The sequence below is a fragment of the Acidipila rosea genome, from assembly GCF_004339725.1.
GTDB lineage: Bacteria > Acidobacteriota > Terriglobia > Terriglobales > Acidobacteriaceae > Acidipila > Acidipila rosea.
On the sequence record NZ_SMGK01000002.1, the window covers coordinates 146,032 to 163,198 of the forward strand.

The 17,167-nt window shown below is 58.3% G+C and carries 15 protein-coding genes; 6 read left to right on the plus strand and 9 right to left on the minus strand.

What is annotated here, in order from left to right:
- Positions 1-7: 7 nt before the first annotated feature.
- Positions 8-2,827: a UPF0182 family membrane protein gene (locus C7378_RS05705; protein WP_131993228.1), complete on the minus strand. Its 2,820-nt coding sequence runs from the start codon at positions 2,825-2,827 to the stop codon at positions 8-10.
- 102 nt (positions 2,828-2,929) lie between these two features.
- Between C7378_RS05705 and ruvX the strand changes: the two genes are divergently transcribed.
- Both ruvX and C7378_RS05715 read left to right on the plus strand, forming a co-directional pair.
- A complete protein-coding gene (gene ruvX, locus C7378_RS05710) occupies positions 2,930-3,406 on the plus strand; it encodes a Holliday junction resolvase RuvX (RefSeq protein ID WP_131993231.1) in 477 nt (158 codons plus the stop codon).
- Positions 3,407-3,490: 84 nt separating this feature from the next.
- Positions 3,491-4,066, plus strand: coding sequence for an elongation factor P (locus tag C7378_RS05715; RefSeq protein WP_131993234.1), 576 nt, complete (start codon positions 3,491-3,493; stop codon positions 4,064-4,066).
- Between the two features lie 47 nt (positions 4,067-4,113).
- Here C7378_RS05715 and C7378_RS05720 read toward each other — a convergent pair whose 3' ends face one another.
- The 3 genes from C7378_RS05720 to C7378_RS05730 form a co-directional block, all read right to left on the minus strand.
- On the minus strand, positions 4,114-5,415 hold the full coding sequence (locus tag C7378_RS05720; protein WP_131993237.1) for an MFS transporter: 1,302 nt from the start codon (positions 5,413-5,415) through the stop codon (positions 4,114-4,116).
- 15 nt (positions 5,416-5,430) lie between these two features.
- On the minus strand, positions 5,431-6,525 hold the full coding sequence (locus tag C7378_RS05725) for a tartrate dehydrogenase (RefSeq protein WP_131993240.1): 1,095 nt from the start codon (positions 6,523-6,525) through the stop codon (positions 5,431-5,433).
- Positions 6,526-6,611: 86 nt separating this feature from the next.
- Entirely contained in the window at positions 6,612-9,089 is a 2,478-nt protein-coding gene (locus C7378_RS05730; protein WP_131993243.1) for an ABC transporter permease, read from the minus strand.
- A 264-nt stretch (positions 9,090-9,353) separates the two neighbouring features.
- Here C7378_RS05730 and C7378_RS17645 point away from each other — a divergent pair, with 264 nt between their 5' ends.
- From C7378_RS17645 to C7378_RS05750, 4 genes are all read left to right on the plus strand, one after another.
- On the plus strand, positions 9,354-9,827 hold the full coding sequence (locus tag C7378_RS17645) for a CBS domain-containing protein (protein WP_165876680.1): 474 nt from the start codon (positions 9,354-9,356) through the stop codon (positions 9,825-9,827).
- 57 nt (positions 9,828-9,884) lie between these two features.
- Positions 9,885-11,261 (plus strand): class I SAM-dependent methyltransferase, encoded by a 1,377-nt coding sequence (locus C7378_RS05740; protein ID WP_131993249.1) that lies wholly within the window; start codon positions 9,885-9,887, stop codon positions 11,259-11,261.
- 87 nt (positions 11,262-11,348) lie between these two features.
- The gene (locus C7378_RS05745; protein ID WP_131993252.1) at positions 11,349-12,458 is read left to right on the plus strand and encodes a hypothetical protein; all 1,110 of its coding nucleotides are present in this window, start codon (positions 11,349-11,351) and stop codon (positions 12,456-12,458) included.
- Between the two features lie 59 nt (positions 12,459-12,517).
- Positions 12,518-13,303, plus strand: a complete 786-nt coding sequence (locus C7378_RS05750) for an SGNH/GDSL hydrolase family protein (protein WP_165876681.1) — start codon at positions 12,518-12,520, stop codon at positions 13,301-13,303.
- 66 nt (positions 13,304-13,369) lie between these two features.
- Here C7378_RS05750 and C7378_RS05755 read toward each other — a convergent pair whose 3' ends face one another.
- The 5 genes from C7378_RS05755 to C7378_RS05775 form a co-directional block, all read right to left on the minus strand.
- Positions 13,370-13,975, minus strand: coding sequence for a hypothetical protein (locus C7378_RS05755; protein ID WP_131993255.1), 606 nt, complete (start codon positions 13,973-13,975; stop codon positions 13,370-13,372).
- Entirely contained in the window at positions 13,972-14,913 is a 942-nt protein-coding gene (locus C7378_RS05760) for a universal stress protein (protein ID WP_131993258.1), read from the minus strand. The genes C7378_RS05755 and C7378_RS05760 overlap by 4 nt, the downstream gene beginning before the upstream one ends.
- 126 nt (positions 14,914-15,039) lie before the next feature.
- Positions 15,040-15,627 carry a Crp/Fnr family transcriptional regulator gene (locus C7378_RS05765; RefSeq protein ID WP_279388577.1) on the minus strand — a complete coding sequence of 196 codons (588 nt, stop codon included), beginning with the start codon at positions 15,625-15,627 and terminating at the stop codon, positions 15,040-15,042.
- Between the two features lie 193 nt (positions 15,628-15,820).
- Positions 15,821-16,108, minus strand: coding sequence for a hypothetical protein (locus C7378_RS05770; protein ID WP_131993264.1), 288 nt, complete (start codon positions 16,106-16,108; stop codon positions 15,821-15,823).
- A 32-nt stretch (positions 16,109-16,140) separates the two neighbouring features.
- Positions 16,141-17,088, minus strand: coding sequence for a universal stress protein (locus C7378_RS05775; protein ID WP_165876682.1), 948 nt, complete (start codon positions 17,086-17,088; stop codon positions 16,141-16,143).
- Positions 17,089-17,167 lie beyond the last annotated feature (79 nt).

The window sequence follows — 17,167 nt, forward strand, 5'->3', positions numbered from 1 at the left end:
CCAAGAGCTAATCGCGATGCGCGTTCAGTTCGTCCAGTTTGCGCTTGAGTTGTTCCAGCTTTTGTCCCGCGTCGCCCAGTTTGCCTTCCGCGGTCAGGCGCTGGTAGTCGGCCAGATCCTGCGCGGCTCCGGCAATGAGCGCGGCGCGACTTGAGCCCACGGGGGAGCCTGGTTTCGCAGTGAGTGCGGTCGGCATCTGCTCGGCGGAAGCGGGGGCTGCGTTGAGCGAGGAAGCCGTTCCGCTAAAGAGGGCACTCATGGCCGATTCAAAAGTGGGCCCGTATGCCAGGCGATCCTGAAGCGCGAGTACGACCAGGCGCAACTCCGGCATAGGGCTTCGCTCTGCCTGCAGATAGATAGGCTCCGCGTATAACAGGGCATGGCCGCAGGGGATCACGAGCAGCGTTCCGCGGCGAACGTGAGAACCCTGTTGATTCCAGAGCGTGAGCTGGCCGGAGAGCTGCGCGTTCTGATCAATGCGCGCCTCAATCTGCATAGGACCGTCAACGAGTTTCGTTTTTGGAAAGTCGTAGACGATTGATGTGCCGTAGTTCGCGCCGTCGCTGCGCCCGGCAATCCAGCCGATCATATTGTTGCGGTTCGCCGGGGTGAAGGGGAGAATCTCGACGAACTCGGCTGCGGTTTCGCCGGGAAGCTTCATCAGTACGAAATTCGGCTCCAGCGTCTGGGTCTGCTGCTCGCCGGACTCGCCCATGCCAACCTCGGAAGCTATGGTCCACAGATCCTCGCGGTTGTAGAACACGTCAGGATCGGTCATATGGTAGAGGCCGTATACGGCCGCCTGCTGCTTGAGCAGCAACTCGGGATAACGCACATGCCTGCGAAGGTCCGTCGGCATCGTCGCTGCATCCTTGAAGAGCGATGGGAAGATCCGGCGATAGGCAGCAATGATGGGGTCCTGCGGGTCAAAGACATAGAACGATGTAGTCCCGTCATAAGCGTCGATGACTACCTTGACACTGTTGCGCATGTAGTTGATGGGCGCGTCGTTAAGCGGATAGTGAGTGGAGTACGGATAAGTGTCTGAAGTGGTGAAGGCATCCATCATCCAGTAGAGGCGGCCATTGTCGCCGACTACAACGTAGGGATCGAAGTCATAGGTGAGGAATGGCGCAATGGCCTCGACGCGGTCGCGTACATTGCGGCGCATCAGCAGCCGGCTCTGAGCGGTGATGTCGTCGCTGAACGGAACCTTGGTGAGATCGCCGCGATCAGCCGCGATAAGGATGCGGCGCAGAGGTCCTCCCAAAGGAATGCCGCCGCTGCCCTCGTACGATGTCAGGTTGTTGGCCTGGCCCTGAGGATAATCAAACTCCTGCTGGCGCGTCTTGACGTAGACGTCTGTGTTGGTGAGTTCGCCGAAGTAGATCTGCGGACGCTTTACCGTAATGCCGGGCACGGTGCTCTGGACGGGCATGTTCTTCAGAATTAAATTCGGCAGGCCTTCTGGAGTGAACCCGTTCACGGGATTCATGGTGATGCCGTAGCCGTGGGTGTAGATCAGCTTGTCGTTGATCCAGTTGCGGCTGCTGTCAGGGAGCTTGTCTACGTTCAACTCGCGCGCTGCAAGCATCACCTCGCGCATCGTGCCATCTAGTTTGTAGCGGTCGATGTCGATGTCGGGAAAGTCATAGTAAGTACGAATCTCCTGCACCTGACGCAGCGTGTCCTGAAGCGCTTTCCAGTCCCACAGGCGGATGTTCTGGAGAGTAGCCTGGTTGTTCGCAGGGTCGGCAGCTTCAACCGTTGTCTCGGCGGGGAATTCACGCTGCGCGATGCGATCCAGCCCCCAGGCCTTTCGCGTCAGCTCGATATTCCACGCAATGTAAGGACGTTCACGCATCAACTGGTTCGGCTTCACGATAAAGGTGCCGACATACCAGCCGAGCAGTTGGAAGACAAAGTAGCAGACAACGGCCGGAGCGAGCGCCAGCAACATCAATCGCAACCGCGGGAACGATACGGCATTGTAGACAGCAATCGCTGCACCAGCCATGAGCGCCAGAGCTATCACCAGCATCCCGACGAGGGTGACGTGCGCATCCGTGTAGGTGATGCCGCCAAAGATGGTGTGATCGTTGAACAACTGCTCAAAGCGACTGATGTAGACGCGAGCAGCGAGCACGGCCAGGAAAAACGCCAATGCAATGGAGAGTCCACGCAGCGGGATGGGGAAGCGCCGTTGATTGCCCGGAGTGATCGCAATCGTCCTGTTGCTGCCGGAGAGGAAGAGAAACAGGATCGCGATGCCACCGGCGATCAGAGCCAGGATCAGCAGCCATCCTATGAGGAGCTGCCAGGCAGGAAGCGTGAATAGATAGAAGTTGAGCGGCTTGTTGAATACAGGATCTACGACGCCACGGCCCGCGTCCGGGCTGTATAAATAAAGCGCGAGTGTCGGCCACTCCGCCATCATGACGGTTCCCGCCATTGCCGCAACGGCGAGCGAAACAACGATGCCGAGAAAGCGCAGGACACTCTGCACCGGGAGAGTTACCTGCTGTCCTCCGATCATGATTGCGTGGTCACGCGGCAAATCTGCCTGATGAATGCGCCTCAACGCCAGAAACCATCCGTAGAGGATGAGAAAGGTAGTGACAGAAAAGACCGCCAGCACCAGCCATTCAATGCCGAGCGATCTACGGAAGACATCCAGATAGCCGAGAGATTGAAACCAGAGGGCATCGACGTAATAGGACAAAACGGTGCGGCTTCCAAAAAGGATGGCAGCAAAGAATGCAATGAGGATGAGGAGAGCACGGCGAAGGCGCGGAGACTGCTTCGGCCAGTCCTGAGTTTTGTGCACGAATCTGTCCCACTTTCAACAGCGGTTCCGTCTGGAGTTATGAACCAAACGTATTGTAACGCTGCCGCCAACGCGCAGGAGCAGGAGCGCTAGACTAGAAATATGGCGATAGGGCGGGTGATGGCACTGGATGTAGGGAAGGCGCGCGTCGGTGTGGCGCTCTCGGATCCACTGGGCTATACGGCGCAGCCACTCTTGACACTTTGGCGCAAGAACCGCAGCGAAGATCTACGCAGTCTGCTCAGACTGATCCGCAGATATGAAGTTGTAGAAATTGTAGTGGGGAATCCGCTGCATATGTCCGGAGAAGTGAGCCCCTGGGGGGCGAAGGTGCAGCAGTTTGCCGAAGAGTTGCGCGAGCGCGCCGGGCTGCCGCTGCATATGTGGGACGAGCGGCTTAGCTCAGTCGCGGCGCATGAGATTCTGGATGAAGCCGGTCATGATCGGCGCGATCGCAAGTATGTGATCGATCAGGTCGCGGCTGTTGTAATCCTGCGCGGGTGGATGGAAGCCAGAGAAGCATCGGCCCTGCAACAGCAGAGTCCTGCTGCTGAAAGGGAAGGCTGCGAAGGAGAATGACTGCGGCTGCGGCTGATCGTATCGTCTGAATTTAGAATCGGAATCGTATTCTGATGTGGTTCGAGATTATTCTTTGAGGATTTCATGGCCGTCTTAATTGAAGCTATCAACGTCAAGCGCAAGGTTGTATTTGAGTTTGAAAATATTCCGTTCTACTGCATGGAAGCAGAGGTAAACTCACCGACTGCCCGCGGTGGCCAGACTCTCGTGCGGCTGAAGATGCGCAACCTTCTTACGAATGCGGTCTTCGATAAGACATTCAAAGCGAATGAAAAGTTCAAGGAGCCTGACCTCCAACTGGTCCCCGCAACTTATCTTTATAGCGACAAAGATGGTCATCACTTTCTGGATCAGGAAAGCTACGAGACGCTCACTCTCTCTGACGGGATGATTGGGAGCGCGCTGGACTTTTTGATTGAGGGCGTCCTGATCCAGTTGCACAAGTACAACGGCAATCCCATCGGCTTGCAACTGCCCAACTTCGTCGAACTGGAGGTTGCGGAAACGGAGCCGGGCGTGCGCGGCGACTCATCGAGCGGCAGCGTTACAAAAGTGGCGAAGCTGCAGACCGGCCTGGAAGTTCGCGTGCCGCTCTTTATCAAAGAGGGTGAAAAGGTCAAGGTATCAACCGAGACTGGAGAGTTTGCGGGACGAGCCTGAGGCGTTCCGCAAACGGCCTTTCTGCCAGCCATGAAACCGGGTTGCTGCTATGGAGCGGCTTCTGATTTCATGGGGCCGCCGGCGTGTCGGCTGATGAGCAGGGTCAACAAGGCAGATACGGCGAGCGTAGCAGCCACCACGTACAAGCCGCCGGTATAGCTGCCCCATTTACCCTTGAGCCAGCCGATCATGTATGGGCCGAGGAATCCGCCCAGGTTGCCGATGGAGTTGATGATGGCGATACCGGCGGCAGCGCCGGCGCCGGAGAGAAACGTGGTCGACATGGCCCACAGGGGAGCTTTGGCGGCGCTGACTCCTATGTTCACGACCACCAGAGCGAGGATCACACCCAGCGCGGAGTGGGCGCTCCCGGCCCAGATGAATCCGGCGCATGCAGCTACGCAAGGGATCACGACATGCCATGTGCGCTCAAGCGTCCGGTCGGAATGGCGAGCCCAAAAGGTCATTGCAACGACGGCTACAACGCTCGGCACTGCATTGACCCAGCCTGTTGCAAGAGGGGAAAAGCCAAACTGGCGCAGAATCAGCGGCGCCCAGAGCCCCAGCGTATAGAGGCCCGCAGAGGTGCCCAGATAGATCATGGACAGCACCAGCACACGTGGGTCCAGCATGGTGCGCCATGCGGCAGCGATGCTCGTCTCGTGCGGCTTTGAGTCGCGCCGTTCGCCTTGCAGCGTCGCCACAAGCCATGCCCGTTCCTCCGGCTGCAGCCACTCGGCCTGCGCCGGCGTGTCGGTCAGCACTCGCAAAACTACGAAGCCGAGCAGGATGGCCGGAATCGCCTCCATCAGGTAGAGCCACTGCCAGTTGCTGAGACCGGCAAACCGCGGCAACTCCATCAGCGCGCCTGAAATGGGCGAACCGATGGCTGTCGACAGCGGCGCGGCAGCCATGAACACGGCAGCGGTGACAGCCCTGAAGCGCACCGGAAACCAGAGGCTCAGGTAGAGGATGATTCCGGGGAAGAAGCCAGCCTCCGCAACGCCCAGCAGAAAGCGCAGGGCATAGAAGCTGTGCGGTCCGGTCACAAATGCGGAACAGGCGGAGACGATGCCCCAGGTGACCATGACCCGGGCAATCCAGAGTCGTGCGCCTACACGGCAAAGAATGAGATTGGAGGGAACCTCAAACAGAAAGTAGCCAACGAAGAAAAGCCCTCCGCCCAAGCCGTACATGCCTGGCGTGAGACCGATCGCCTTGTTCATTGTGAATGCGGCAAAGCCGACATTGACGCGGTCAAGGAAGCTGACGAAATACAACAGCATGACGAAGGGAAGAATGCGCCAGCTGATCTTGCGTAGAACGCGGGCTTCCAGATCGTCAGGCATTCGTTTCGGGGATCATCAGGCTATGGTCAGAGGTTTCCGGGCAAGGGAAGAGACCTGTGCGCAGACTGCCTCCGTCACTTCAGCGGTTGTGGCCGTGCCACCCAGATCGCGCGTGTGGAGCGCCGGATTTGCGGTGACATGCTCGATGGCCTTCATCAGGCGATCGGCCGCGCTCTTTTCGCCAAGGTGCTCGAGCAGCAGGACTACAGACCAGAAGGAGCCGACCGGGTTGGCAATGCCCTGGCCCATGATGTCGAAGGCTGAGCCGTGGATCGGCTCGAACATCGATGGATAGAGGCGTTCAGGATTGATGTTGCCGGTGGGCGCAATGCCAAGGCTGCCTGCCAGCGCCGCGGCAAGATCGCTCAGGATGTCTGCATGGAGATTGGTAGCAACGATCGTATCCAGCGATGCCGGACGATTCACCATTCGCGCAGTAGCGGCATCGACCAGTTCCTTATCCCAGCTCACGTCGGGAAATTCTTTCGCAACCTCAGCCGCAATCTCATCCCACATCACCATGGCGTGACGCTGCGCGTTGCTCTTGGTAATTACCGTCAGCAGCTTGCGAGGACGCGACTGAGCCAGCCGAAAGGCATAGCGATGGATGCGCTCCACTCCGGCGCGGGTCATCAGCGAGAGGTCAGTGGCAACCTCAATCGGGTGGCCCTGGTGCATGCGGCCGCCAACGCCCGAGTACTCACCCTCGGTATTCTCCCGCACAATCACCCAGTTCAAATCCTCTGGAGCGCATCGCTTCAGGGGTCCGTCGATACCGGGCAGAATTCGCGTGGGGCGCACATTGGCATATTGGTCCAGCCCCTGGCAGATTTTAAGTCGCAGGCCCCACAGCGTCACGTGGTCGGGAATGTGCGGATCACCCGCGGAGCCGAAAAGAATGGCGTCCTTGCCGCGCAAGGCATCGAGCCCATCGGCAGGCATCATCGCGCCGTGTTCGCGAAAGTAATCCCCTCCCCAGTCGAAGTTTTCAAACTCCACATTGAAGGAGCCGTCGGAGAGCGCCATCTCCTGAAGCACTCTCCGTGCGGCGGGGATCACTTCCTTGCCTATGCCATCGCCGGGGATGGTTGCGATGCGGTATGCCTTCATCTCTGCGACCTCAATTGACAAGTGAATTCTACCCGGTTCACTGCCATGAGGATGAGAGTCTTTGCATAAAGAAGGACTACCCGTCGCTACTCTGCCCGCAGAGCATCCATTGGATCGACCGTCGCCGCCTGACGTGACGGGAGATAGCAGGCGAAAGAGGCAATGGCCACGACACCCGCGGTGATGGTGGCATAGGTGATGGGATCGACCGGGCTGACATGGAAGAGCAGCGCGGACATGAGCCGCATCGTAACGAAGGACACTACCAGGCCGCATCCTATCCCGATGCCGGTCAGCAGCAGCCCCTGACGCACAAACATAGCAATCAGCGCCCTCCTTTGCGCACCCAGCGCCATTCGGATGCCGATCTCGCGTGTCCGCTGCGAAACGGAGTAGGCGATGACTCCGTAAATCCCGATCATTCCCAGCAACAGGGCCATGCCGCCTGCGACGCAGAGCATGACGAGAGTGAAGGAAGTCCGTGCCATCGACTTCGTGTATAGCTCTCCAAGGGTGGTGATATCGGCCAGAGGAACATCAGGGTTGACCGACCAGACCTGCCGCTGGATTTCATTGATGAAGGACAGGGAACCGGCGCGCGGACTGCGGATGATAAAGGCCACCCCGCGCCGGACCATCTCCTTCTGACCTTCGAAGTTGTTCTGCATGAGCGGCCAATAAACGATGGATGGGGCTGGCTGATCCACACCATTCTGGTGAACATCCTGCGCAACGCCGACAATCTCACGCCATTCGTCGGTGCCGCCCACGCGGATTCTCTTACCGATTGCGCGGTTCGGACTCTGCCAGTATTCGCGCGCAAAGTTTTCCGAAATGATTGCTACATTCCGCTTCTGGTAGATGTCGGTCCAGGTGAGATCGCGGCCTGCCAGCAGCTTTGTGCCCAGCGTGGCGAACGTTCCCGGCGAAATAAACTGAAAGCGGCGAATTGGCGGCAGCTCCCCTTCGGCCAGCACATGATCCTGAGCATAAAGCACGTCATTGGAGTCATAGTCATCCATCGGAACAGAGTTTGAGAAGCTGACAGCGGAGACGCCGGGGATCGCTGCCAGCTTGTCCATGATGGTTTGATTCATCTGTATGAGCTGGTCACGTTTGCTATCGGGTATCTGTGTTTCGGGAATGTAGAAGCGGAATGTCTGGATAGACTCCGGCGCGGTGAAGCCGGGCGAGACATGCATCAGCGCGCGGAAGGTGCGAATCATGAGGCCTGAGCAGATGAGCAGAACCAGCGCGAGTGCAACCTGTACGATGACGAGCGCCTTGCGGGCGCGATGCCGCTCGCGGCCCTGGCTCGCTCCCCGTCCTCCCTCCCGCAGCCCGCTGTTCAATGCGGCGCCCGCATACTTGACGACAGGGATGGAGCCGATGAGCAGGCTGGTGAAGAGCGCCAGCGCAAGAGTAAAGAGCAGCACAGGCAGATCAATGCCGATCTCATGAATACGCGGTAGACCCGTAGGAGCAAGAGCCACCAGAAGCCGCAGACCACCATAGGCAAACGCCAGCCCGAGCACGCTGCCGCCAACCCCAAGAACGATGCTCTCAAACAGCAACTCTTCGGCGATCCGCCGCCAGCCGGCACCCAGTGCGGAGCGGATCGCAAGTTCCTGACGGCGACCTTCCACCCGAACCAGGACAAGGTTGGCGACGTTGGCGCAGGCAACCAGCAAAACCAGGCCGATGGACGCCATCAGCACCCACAGGACTTTCCCTACGTCTCCCACAACATCCTGCTTCAGCGGCCGGAGACTCGGCGAAATTCGAGCCTTCTCAAGGAGGTCGGCGCTGAATCCTTCAGGAGCCGGGAAGCTCCGGAGCACGACAGGAAGCAGGCGCGCCATGTCTGCACTGGCCTGCGCCATCGTCACTCCTGGCTTCAACCGTGCGATTGCGCGCTGGCTAAAGTTGCCCAGCTTGATCTTGCTGCGGTCCCAGCGGAATGGCAGGATGAGCGCCGCGTCCTGCTGGTCAAGGAAATGAAAGCCTCGGGGGAGAACCCCGATGATCTGCCGCGGCTTTCCGTCCACGGTAATGGAGCGGCCGAGGACGGAAGATGCGCCGCCGAATTTCTTTTGCCAGTACGCATAGGAGAGCAGCACCGTTTCAGGAGATCCCGGCGAATCGTCGTTGCGAGTGAACAGGCGTCCGAGCGCAGGAGCCACGCCCAGAATCGGCAAGGTCCCATCGGTGACGTCCAGGCCACGCACGTGCTCCGGCTGACCGGCACCCGTTACATTCAGGGAGTCGCCGCTGTAGACGCCTATGTCCTGAAGTGTGGTGTTCTGTTCGCGGTCGATAAAGTAAATCGACGGCGACATATTCAGTTCCTTGAGCCCAATGCCTGGAGCAGTATGCCATACGCCTATCAACTGCTCCGGATGAGGGTAGGGAAGCGGCTTCAGCAGCACACCCTCTACAACACTGAAGATAACGGTGTTCGCACCTACACCGATTGCGAGCGTGAGCAGGGTGATGGTTGTAAAGAGAGGCGCACGGCCGAGCCTGCGCAAAACCTGCTTAAATTGACCGATCAACAATGTCATATGTCCTTGCCTTTGTGGGCATTGCGACTCACGCTGCCCTTGGCAACAGCTAGTCCTGAATGCTGCATACGTAGGCAGAGGGCGAACAGTTCCCACAATCTCAGGGTCCTGCGGAAAGGTTTGAGAGAGAGCCAGACCCATCCCGCGCCAAATGCAGCACTGCCCATTGGCTGCTTCTACGCCGGGTGTGATTCAAATCACAGTGCGGAGGTGCGACAACGCTGTAGCGTCAATGACGGAAGCTCGGAAATGAAAGGAGACTCCATGAACGTTAAAGATGTAATGACTACTCTCCCCTACTGCTGCAAACCAACCGATACGGTCCAGGAAGCTGCGCTACTCATGAAGGCGCACGATGTTGGAGCGATTCCGGTGGTGAATGACTGTGACGAAAAGAAGCTGCTCGGCATTATCACGGATCGCGACATATGCCTCAGGATTGCTGCTGAGGGGGAAGCGAGCGGTAAAGTGAAGGTGTCGGAAGTGATGACCCGATCGGTAGAAACATGCCAGGCCGAGGACCTGATTGAGTCCTGCGAAGCGAAGATGGCCATGCGTCAGGTAAGGCGCATGCCCGTAGTCGACAAGCAGGGGATATGCGTAGGCATTGTCTCGCAGGCAGACGTTGCATTGCGAGACACGGCAGAACATACTTCTTATATGATCGCTGCTATCTCACGGCACCCAGCGGCGAGCAGGAAGCCATCTTCGCACGTCGCTCCCGCTGGAGCAGCCTGATAACGGCGTAGCGAGTGCAAGTCGCAGATGTGATCTCATACCGGGAGACAGAAAGCGATGCCTACATCCTCCTATTGTGAACCTTCGAAGGTGTTGGATCTTTTATTTGAGGGCTACGAGGGGCCCTCATTTGAAATCAGACTCTGGGATGGCTGGCACTGGTGTTCACATTCGCACGAAAGGCCGCGCTGCAACCTCGTCATCAATAACTACAAAACATTCAAGGCACTGATCGTACGGCCCAGCGAAATCACCCTGGGAGAGGCATTTCTCCAGGGCGATATCGACGTGACGGGGGATATCTTTTCGGTCTTCGTGATGGCCGATTACCTCTTTCGGCGGCCCGAGGGGCAACGACAGAAGCTGCTCGAGACGGCGTCCCGCGCCTTACTCAACATGGCTCAGTCGTGGAACAGCGGGATTCGGCACTCAGCCAAGAGAGACCGCGCCGCGATTGCTCATCACTACGATCAACCTGCCACTTTTTACCGGCCATGGCTCGGTGAATCGCTCGTCTATTCCTGCGCTTACTTTCAGTGCCCTGAAGATGATCTGGACGCAGCGCAGGAGCATAAACTCGATCTTATCTGTAGAAAACTGCGCCTTCATCCTGACGATCATTTCCTTGATATCGGCTGCGGATGGGGGAGCCTTATCCTTCATGCGGCTTCCCGGCATAACGTTTATGCGCAGGGCATCACCATCAGCCGCGAACAGGCAGCTGTTGCGAAGGCACGTATCGACAGTGAACATCTCACGCAAAGCTGCAAAGTGGATCTGCTGGACTATCGAGATGTTCCGGCCCGCTTTGCTCCGTTCAACAAGCTTGCCAGCGTGGGGATGTTTGAACATGTGGGTCTACAGAATCTGCCGCGGTATTTTCAGACGGCGTACCGCATCCTCACACCCGGAGGGGTTTTTCTCAACCACGGGATTGCGCGCACAACGTTGAGGCAGAGCAACGACGGGTCGTTCTTCAATAAATATATTGAGCCGACGCTCGACCGTCTTCCCTGGATCAGGCATGCTCATGATTCAGCCTTCATGGATAAATACGTCTTCCCGGATGGTGAACTGGCTACGATCTCTGAAGCAGTACGCATAGCCGAGCAGGCAGGTTTTGAAGTTCGCGATGTTGAGAATCTGCGCGAACACTATGAGCTGACGCTGCGTGCCTGGGTGGATCACCTGCAGCAAAACGCCACGCAGATCCTCCAGCTCGTACCGAATGTTACCTATCGCATATGGCTCCTTTATATGGCAGGATGTGCAGCCGCGTTTCATCGAGGTGATATTGCCGTCTATCAAACCTTGCTCAGCCGCCCTCATCGCGGAGACAGTGGCCTGCCTCTCACCCGAAGAGACTGGTACACAGCTGAGCTTCACGCCGGCAATGCGAGATTGGCGTCTGGTGAAAGCAGGGAAGCCGTGTAAAGAAGAATTTCATCTTCGCGGAAAGGGGAGCATCGTATCATTGCCACACGAAGAGGCAGTGGTAATGTCATCCCCTGAGTCCGCACTATGAGCAACATCCGCCCACCACAGGTTGAAGGCCCGCTGCAGGGTGCGGTGCTTGTGCTGCTCCAATTCGACGTGTGCGAATCGATTCGCCTGGATCAGCTGCGCGAGCTGATTCGCGAACACCAGGTGGCCTCGCTTAAATCTCATCATCCTGCACCTGGCTACATACGCTACCAGCGGCCGCCGGTCGTGGAGCCTCTGGAGACGCTTGTGCTCGAAAGCGGCGAGCGCCTGGCAGGCGAGATCAAATACTACGACTATGGTGTGCTCAGCGTGGTCTTTCAACTGCCGTTTGCCGGCGAGTGGCAGGATCTGCTGCAGCTGGCCAGCCGCTGGGTGTGGGACATTGATTTTGCTGCGCAGGCAACGGAGCTTGTCCGTAGAAGACTTGAGCGGGTGGGTTCAGCGCTGGTGAAGCCCTACAGCAGCTGGCTGAGCGAGGACTACCTGATTTTCCAGATTCAACACGCTCCGCATGCAGACTCGATTTCCGAGTTGATCCAGCACCATGGACCATCCATTGCAAAAGTAGTTCGCGGCGACATGGGGAGACTGGCTGAGAGCGAGATCAATGAAGTGCTGCGGTCGCGCATCTCCTACTATGAAACTGACCTGGCGGTTATTGGATGGAACGCCGCGTTTATCTATGACAATGCATCGGATGCGGAAACTGCCATCCAGTTGCTGGAGTATGCGAACTCGCAATTGCTCGAGTTCCGACACTATGACAATCTGCTCACACGGGAGCTGGAGAATGTCTACAAGTTGCTCGACAAGGACACCGGCGTTCTCGCGCGATGGAGGATGGCTAGATCGGCGACCCGGCTGCATACAGTACTCCTCGATGTTCAGGAGCTGACGGAGCACGCGGATAATGCCATCAAGTTTCTCAGTGACATGTTCTCCGCCCGCTTTTACAAGCTTGCCGCTTCCAAGGTGGGCGTCCCGGACTACAAGGATCTTGTGACGAAGAAGGTTCAGACGGCTGAAGAGCTCTATCGGTTCATGGTGGACCAGTTTAACCAGAGCCGTGCCTTCTTCCTTGAAGTAACAGTCGTTATCATCCTCGCCATCGAGCTGGTCTACCTCTTTCGTGGAAAGCTTCTTTAGGGAAGCGTGTAAACTTCGCTTGTTGAAGAAGCAGTTCGAATTTGAGGAGACAAGAGAGAATGATTCGCCCGGTGATGATTTGCGCCGCACTGCTTGTAGCACAGACAGCGGCTTCCTACGCAGGCCAGCTACCAGCCAACACATCGCCTGCATCTGCTGCGCCCCCGACTGCCAGCCAGGTAGAAAAGATGCAGGCGCAGCTGCTGGACTGGCCAGACCTGAACCGCTATCGCGCCGATGACGCAGCTCTGCCGCCGCCGGCAGCCGGAGAAGAACGGGTGGTGTTCTTCGGCGACTCCATCACGGATGGGTGGGGACGGCGACCAGAAACAGGCTCCTTTTTCCCGGGCAAGCCCTATGTGAATCGTGGCATCAGCGGGCAGACCACACCGCAGATGCTGGTGCGGTTTGAGCAGGATGTCGTGCATCTCCACCCGGCAGCTGTGGTGATTCTGGCGGGGACGAATGACATTGCCGGAAACACGGGTCCATCAACACCCCAGATGATCGAGGACAACTTTACCGCGATGGCTGCCATTGCGAAGCAAAGCGGCATCAAGCTGGTGCTCGCATCCATTACACCTGCGTACGCCTATCCATGGAAGCCGGGGGTGAGTCCGGTCGCGGAAATCCGATCGATGAATCAATGGCTCCGCGACTTCTGCTCCAGCAACGGATGCGTTTATCTGGACTACTACACGGCGATGTCAGATGAGAAGGGCGCGATGCGTCCGGGCCTGTCCTTTGATGGGGTGCATCCGACAGCCAAGGGATACGCAATCATGGCGCCGCTGGCCGAACAGGCCATTGCGAAGGCGCTGGGTCATGGCGTGAGCGGTAATTAGAACGCCCCATCTTCCCGAACCAGCCACGCCTTGAGTGTTTCTTCGTACAACGGTCTGGAAGGAGACTCAGGCGTGGCTGGGGCGGATGGTCCCCGTGCGGTGCCCTACCGCATTCATGCGCGCCGTTTGCCAGCCCAGCAGGAGAAGCTTGATGCCTTCAAAGGCAGTGTAAAGGCCGAGCGCGATGATAGCGCCTCGATGGCTAAACTTCATCGCCCAGAGCAGCAACCCCGAAAAGATCAGCGAGATCGCGCCGAAGCTGTAAGCGATCACGCGCGCGCCACTGGTGGGCAGATGACGGCGAATAAAAAAGATGGCCCAGCAGCCGGCAACGACCGCGTGCGCGGCTGCTGAGATGAGGAGAATCCGCATGGTCCATTCGGCATAGAAGAAAAGCAGCCCGGCGGCGGACGCCAGCAAAACGCCTGCGACCATGTAAAAGACCCCGCGTATCGGGTCCTTGGGCTCGCATTGATAGGCGAGCGCCCAGTCCGTGAGCGCGATGAGAGCAAGCGCAGAGGCGGAGAGCAGAACGGCCATCATGATAGCGATAGCCTCAAAGAGCGGATTTGTCATTACCGCACCGAGATAGAAAAAGGTCAACCCTAACCCGAGAGCGATAGCACCCTGAATCACCAGGGTCCGAGCCTGGACTGTCGCCTCTATCCTCATGCGTACGTGACCTCTTTGATCAGCGTGCCACCGCTTTGTCTGCGCGCTGCGGGGACGAGCAGAACGGGACAATGTGAGTTGAAGATTACTTGAAAGACAGTGCTCCCCTCAAGACTATCGCCTTCCATCTCCTTGGCAGGCGCACCCAGCACCAGAAGATCAGGATGGAGCTTCGCCGCGTGCGCAGCAATGACGGCCGCGGCTTCACCGGAGGCGACAACGTGGTCAACAGGCAGCGTGTGGGACTCATTGAGCGGGGCAAGCAGACGCAAGCGCTCCAGGCAATGAGCACAATTCTCCTCGTTGCCGCACTGGGCGCTGTGGAGTACGGTTAACTGTTCCAGGGCGACGTGATGTGCGCAATGCAGCGCGGCCAGCCCTTGCGCTGAGAAGTCTGTGGCGATCAGGACATTGTTCCAGCGATCGGCTTTGGCCTTGCCCAACCCTGCGAGCGGAGCGAGCGTGAGAACTGGGCACGGCGCATGCACCAGCAGACGCCGCGCGACCGCCCCGAGTGCTGCTCTGCCGGCGGCGGTGCGTCCGTGGGTCGCAAGAATAAGCATGGAGGCGCCGGAGCGGTTTGCCTCGTCCAGAATGTCCTGGCATACGCGGTCGCGCTCCACGATGGAATGATGGGTATCCCTGTGCTCGGCGGCATCGCTCTCGGCCTTTGCCAACTCTTTAATAGCCTCCTCATCATGGAGAACGCCGGAGGGCGCGCCGTGCGGGAAGGCATAGAGCATGGGATCAATGGAGTGCACGAGGAGCAGCTTCGCCTGCTGCAGCCGTGCAAGCTGCTGCGCATAACGCAGGGCGGAGGAGTCCTCCACTGAGAGATCCGCGACGAGCATGATGGTGGAAAAGGGCTTCCGGTTCTTCGCGCGTCCTGCGCCCCGGTCAATTTCAACAGGTGCGGAAGTAGTTTTCTTTGCGGTCATTGCGGCTCTCCATAGAACTGGCTTTTGACCATGATCTTAAGCGCCGAAGGAGGCCGAGCACCGTGATGGCGACCACAATCTCATGTGATCTGCATCACTGACAAGGCGAGGTACGATAGGAGCAATTTAGCGGACGTGAGCCTCAAGCTGGCTGGGCTTGAGAATTACCAGTGTGGCGCCTCGGCGTTCGATCAAACCCTCGCGCTCAAACTGGTTGAGCAGACGGGTAACGGTTTCGCGCGAAGTTCCGGCCATACTCGCGAGTTCGTCATGTGTCAGAGCCATGGTGAACCTAAGCTCAGGCTTGCCGCATGCCGCGGTGCGTGCCCAGTCCAGCAGCAACTGCGCCAGGCGACCGGTAGACGATCCGGATAACGCGAGACGACGCGCATTCTGGAAAGCGTCGCTATATTCGCGTGCCAGTGACTGCGCTGCGTGCTGGCTGACCTCACCAAACCCTTCGAGAAACTTTACAAACTCATTCCGGCGAACGGCTTTGATCGTGCAGGGCTCTAGCGTCTCCGCCGTCACCTCGTAGGGGCCGTCACTGAGCGTCGCACCGAGGCCAAGCACATCCCCCGGGCCGGCTATCTTGAGGATCATGGTGCGGCCCTCGCGGGACGAGGCGCTGAGCTTGAGATGACCTGCACAAACCACGAAAACCCCGTTCGATCGATGACCCTCCTCGAACAAGACCGACCGGCCCGGATACATTACATGAGCGCCAATGTCATCAAATGACGCAAGCGCAAGAGGTCCGAGATTGCAGAAGGTCCGCGTCTTGCGGTGACCGCATTCCGAACATTTTTCAGCGGGTTGAGAGGAAGCGGGAAACATGGTCTACATGAGTATGTTCCCGTCCGCCAAAGATTTCAAACCCGCGACTCGCATTTGATGCTATCTTCCATTAACTGGCTACCAGGTCGAGCAGCGTCGACCGGACAGGGGCAGCCTCCTGCCAGCGCCTCAACGGCCGTGGCAGCTCCACAGGCGCAACGGATTTAAGACGCAACTGCTCGCCAGCCGGACGCCATGTCTGCACTACGTAAAGCTCAGTGCACGCGGCACAAAGCCAGATAGGACGCTGCCGCTCTGAGCCGCCGCCAGCCTGCTGCTTCGCCTCGTTGATCCAGTGCAGGCTACCGCTCCTGAAGTAGATAGCCTGAGCAGCACAGTGTGGATTCGCACAAATCACAACTCACCTCCGTGAGCATTCTGGCCTGCCCTTTATCCGAGGACGCAGGCGTGCTGTTCTGGTTGGCTTGTCATCATGCTGTAACCTGCGGGCACGCGGAATGAGAGCACAGGACAGGTGGCGGCGGCCATGATCGCATAGGCTGTTTTGCCGCCGCTGTGACCCGGCCAGAAAGACTGGGCAGGATGAACGCCCATTACGATCAGGTCTGCGGAGGTGTCCTTTGCACAGCGCAATATCTCTTCCTCCAGATTGCCTGCTGCAATCCTGGTGCGCACCGGCGACCAAAGGTCTCCACGCATAGCGGGCAGGAGCGACTCCAGCCGCTCGAAGCTGTAGTCGGGATCGAGATAGGGTTCAACCGCTGTTTCCTCGCGCAGGACATAGAGCATGGTCAGCTCGGCGCGGCTGTCCTGCGCCAGATCGAGCGCAAGATGAGCTGTTGCATCACAGTCCGGACCCAAGCCGGTCGGATGCAGGATGCGATGGAGGCCGGCGTTCGAAACTCCCGCACAGCGCGGACCAATGGTGCAGACGGGCACATCCAGATGCTGGAGCAACTGGAGCGTGACGGAACCCAGAGCCAGGCGCTTGATTCCACGTCGGCCATGGGTGCGGGCCAGCACCCGTCCGGCATCAGTCTCATGGACGACCTCGGCGATGACATCTGCAGCGAAGCCGTGGCGCACGGCCGTGGAGCAGGACACGCCCTGCTGCTCAACCTGATGGCTGATCTCCAGCATACGCAGGCGTGCATCGCGCGAAGCCTTGAGAGGATCGGGGCCGGGGATCATGCCCGATTCCGGATCATAAGTCATCTCCGGGGCAATGGCATGGACAATCTTCAACACTGCATGCGCTGTTTTGGCCTGGGCAATCGCGTGGGGCAGCAGTTCGGCCATGTCCGTAAGATCAGTGGCTACAACGATGGTGTCCGGGGCCGCAAAGAGGCTGGTGTTGAAGTCTGCTTGATTGGTCATGCTCATCGATCTCTCTCCTTACGGTCTACTGTCTCTCCGAAAGGAGCGGGCCTGCAGTGTTGTGCGATACATAGCTGTG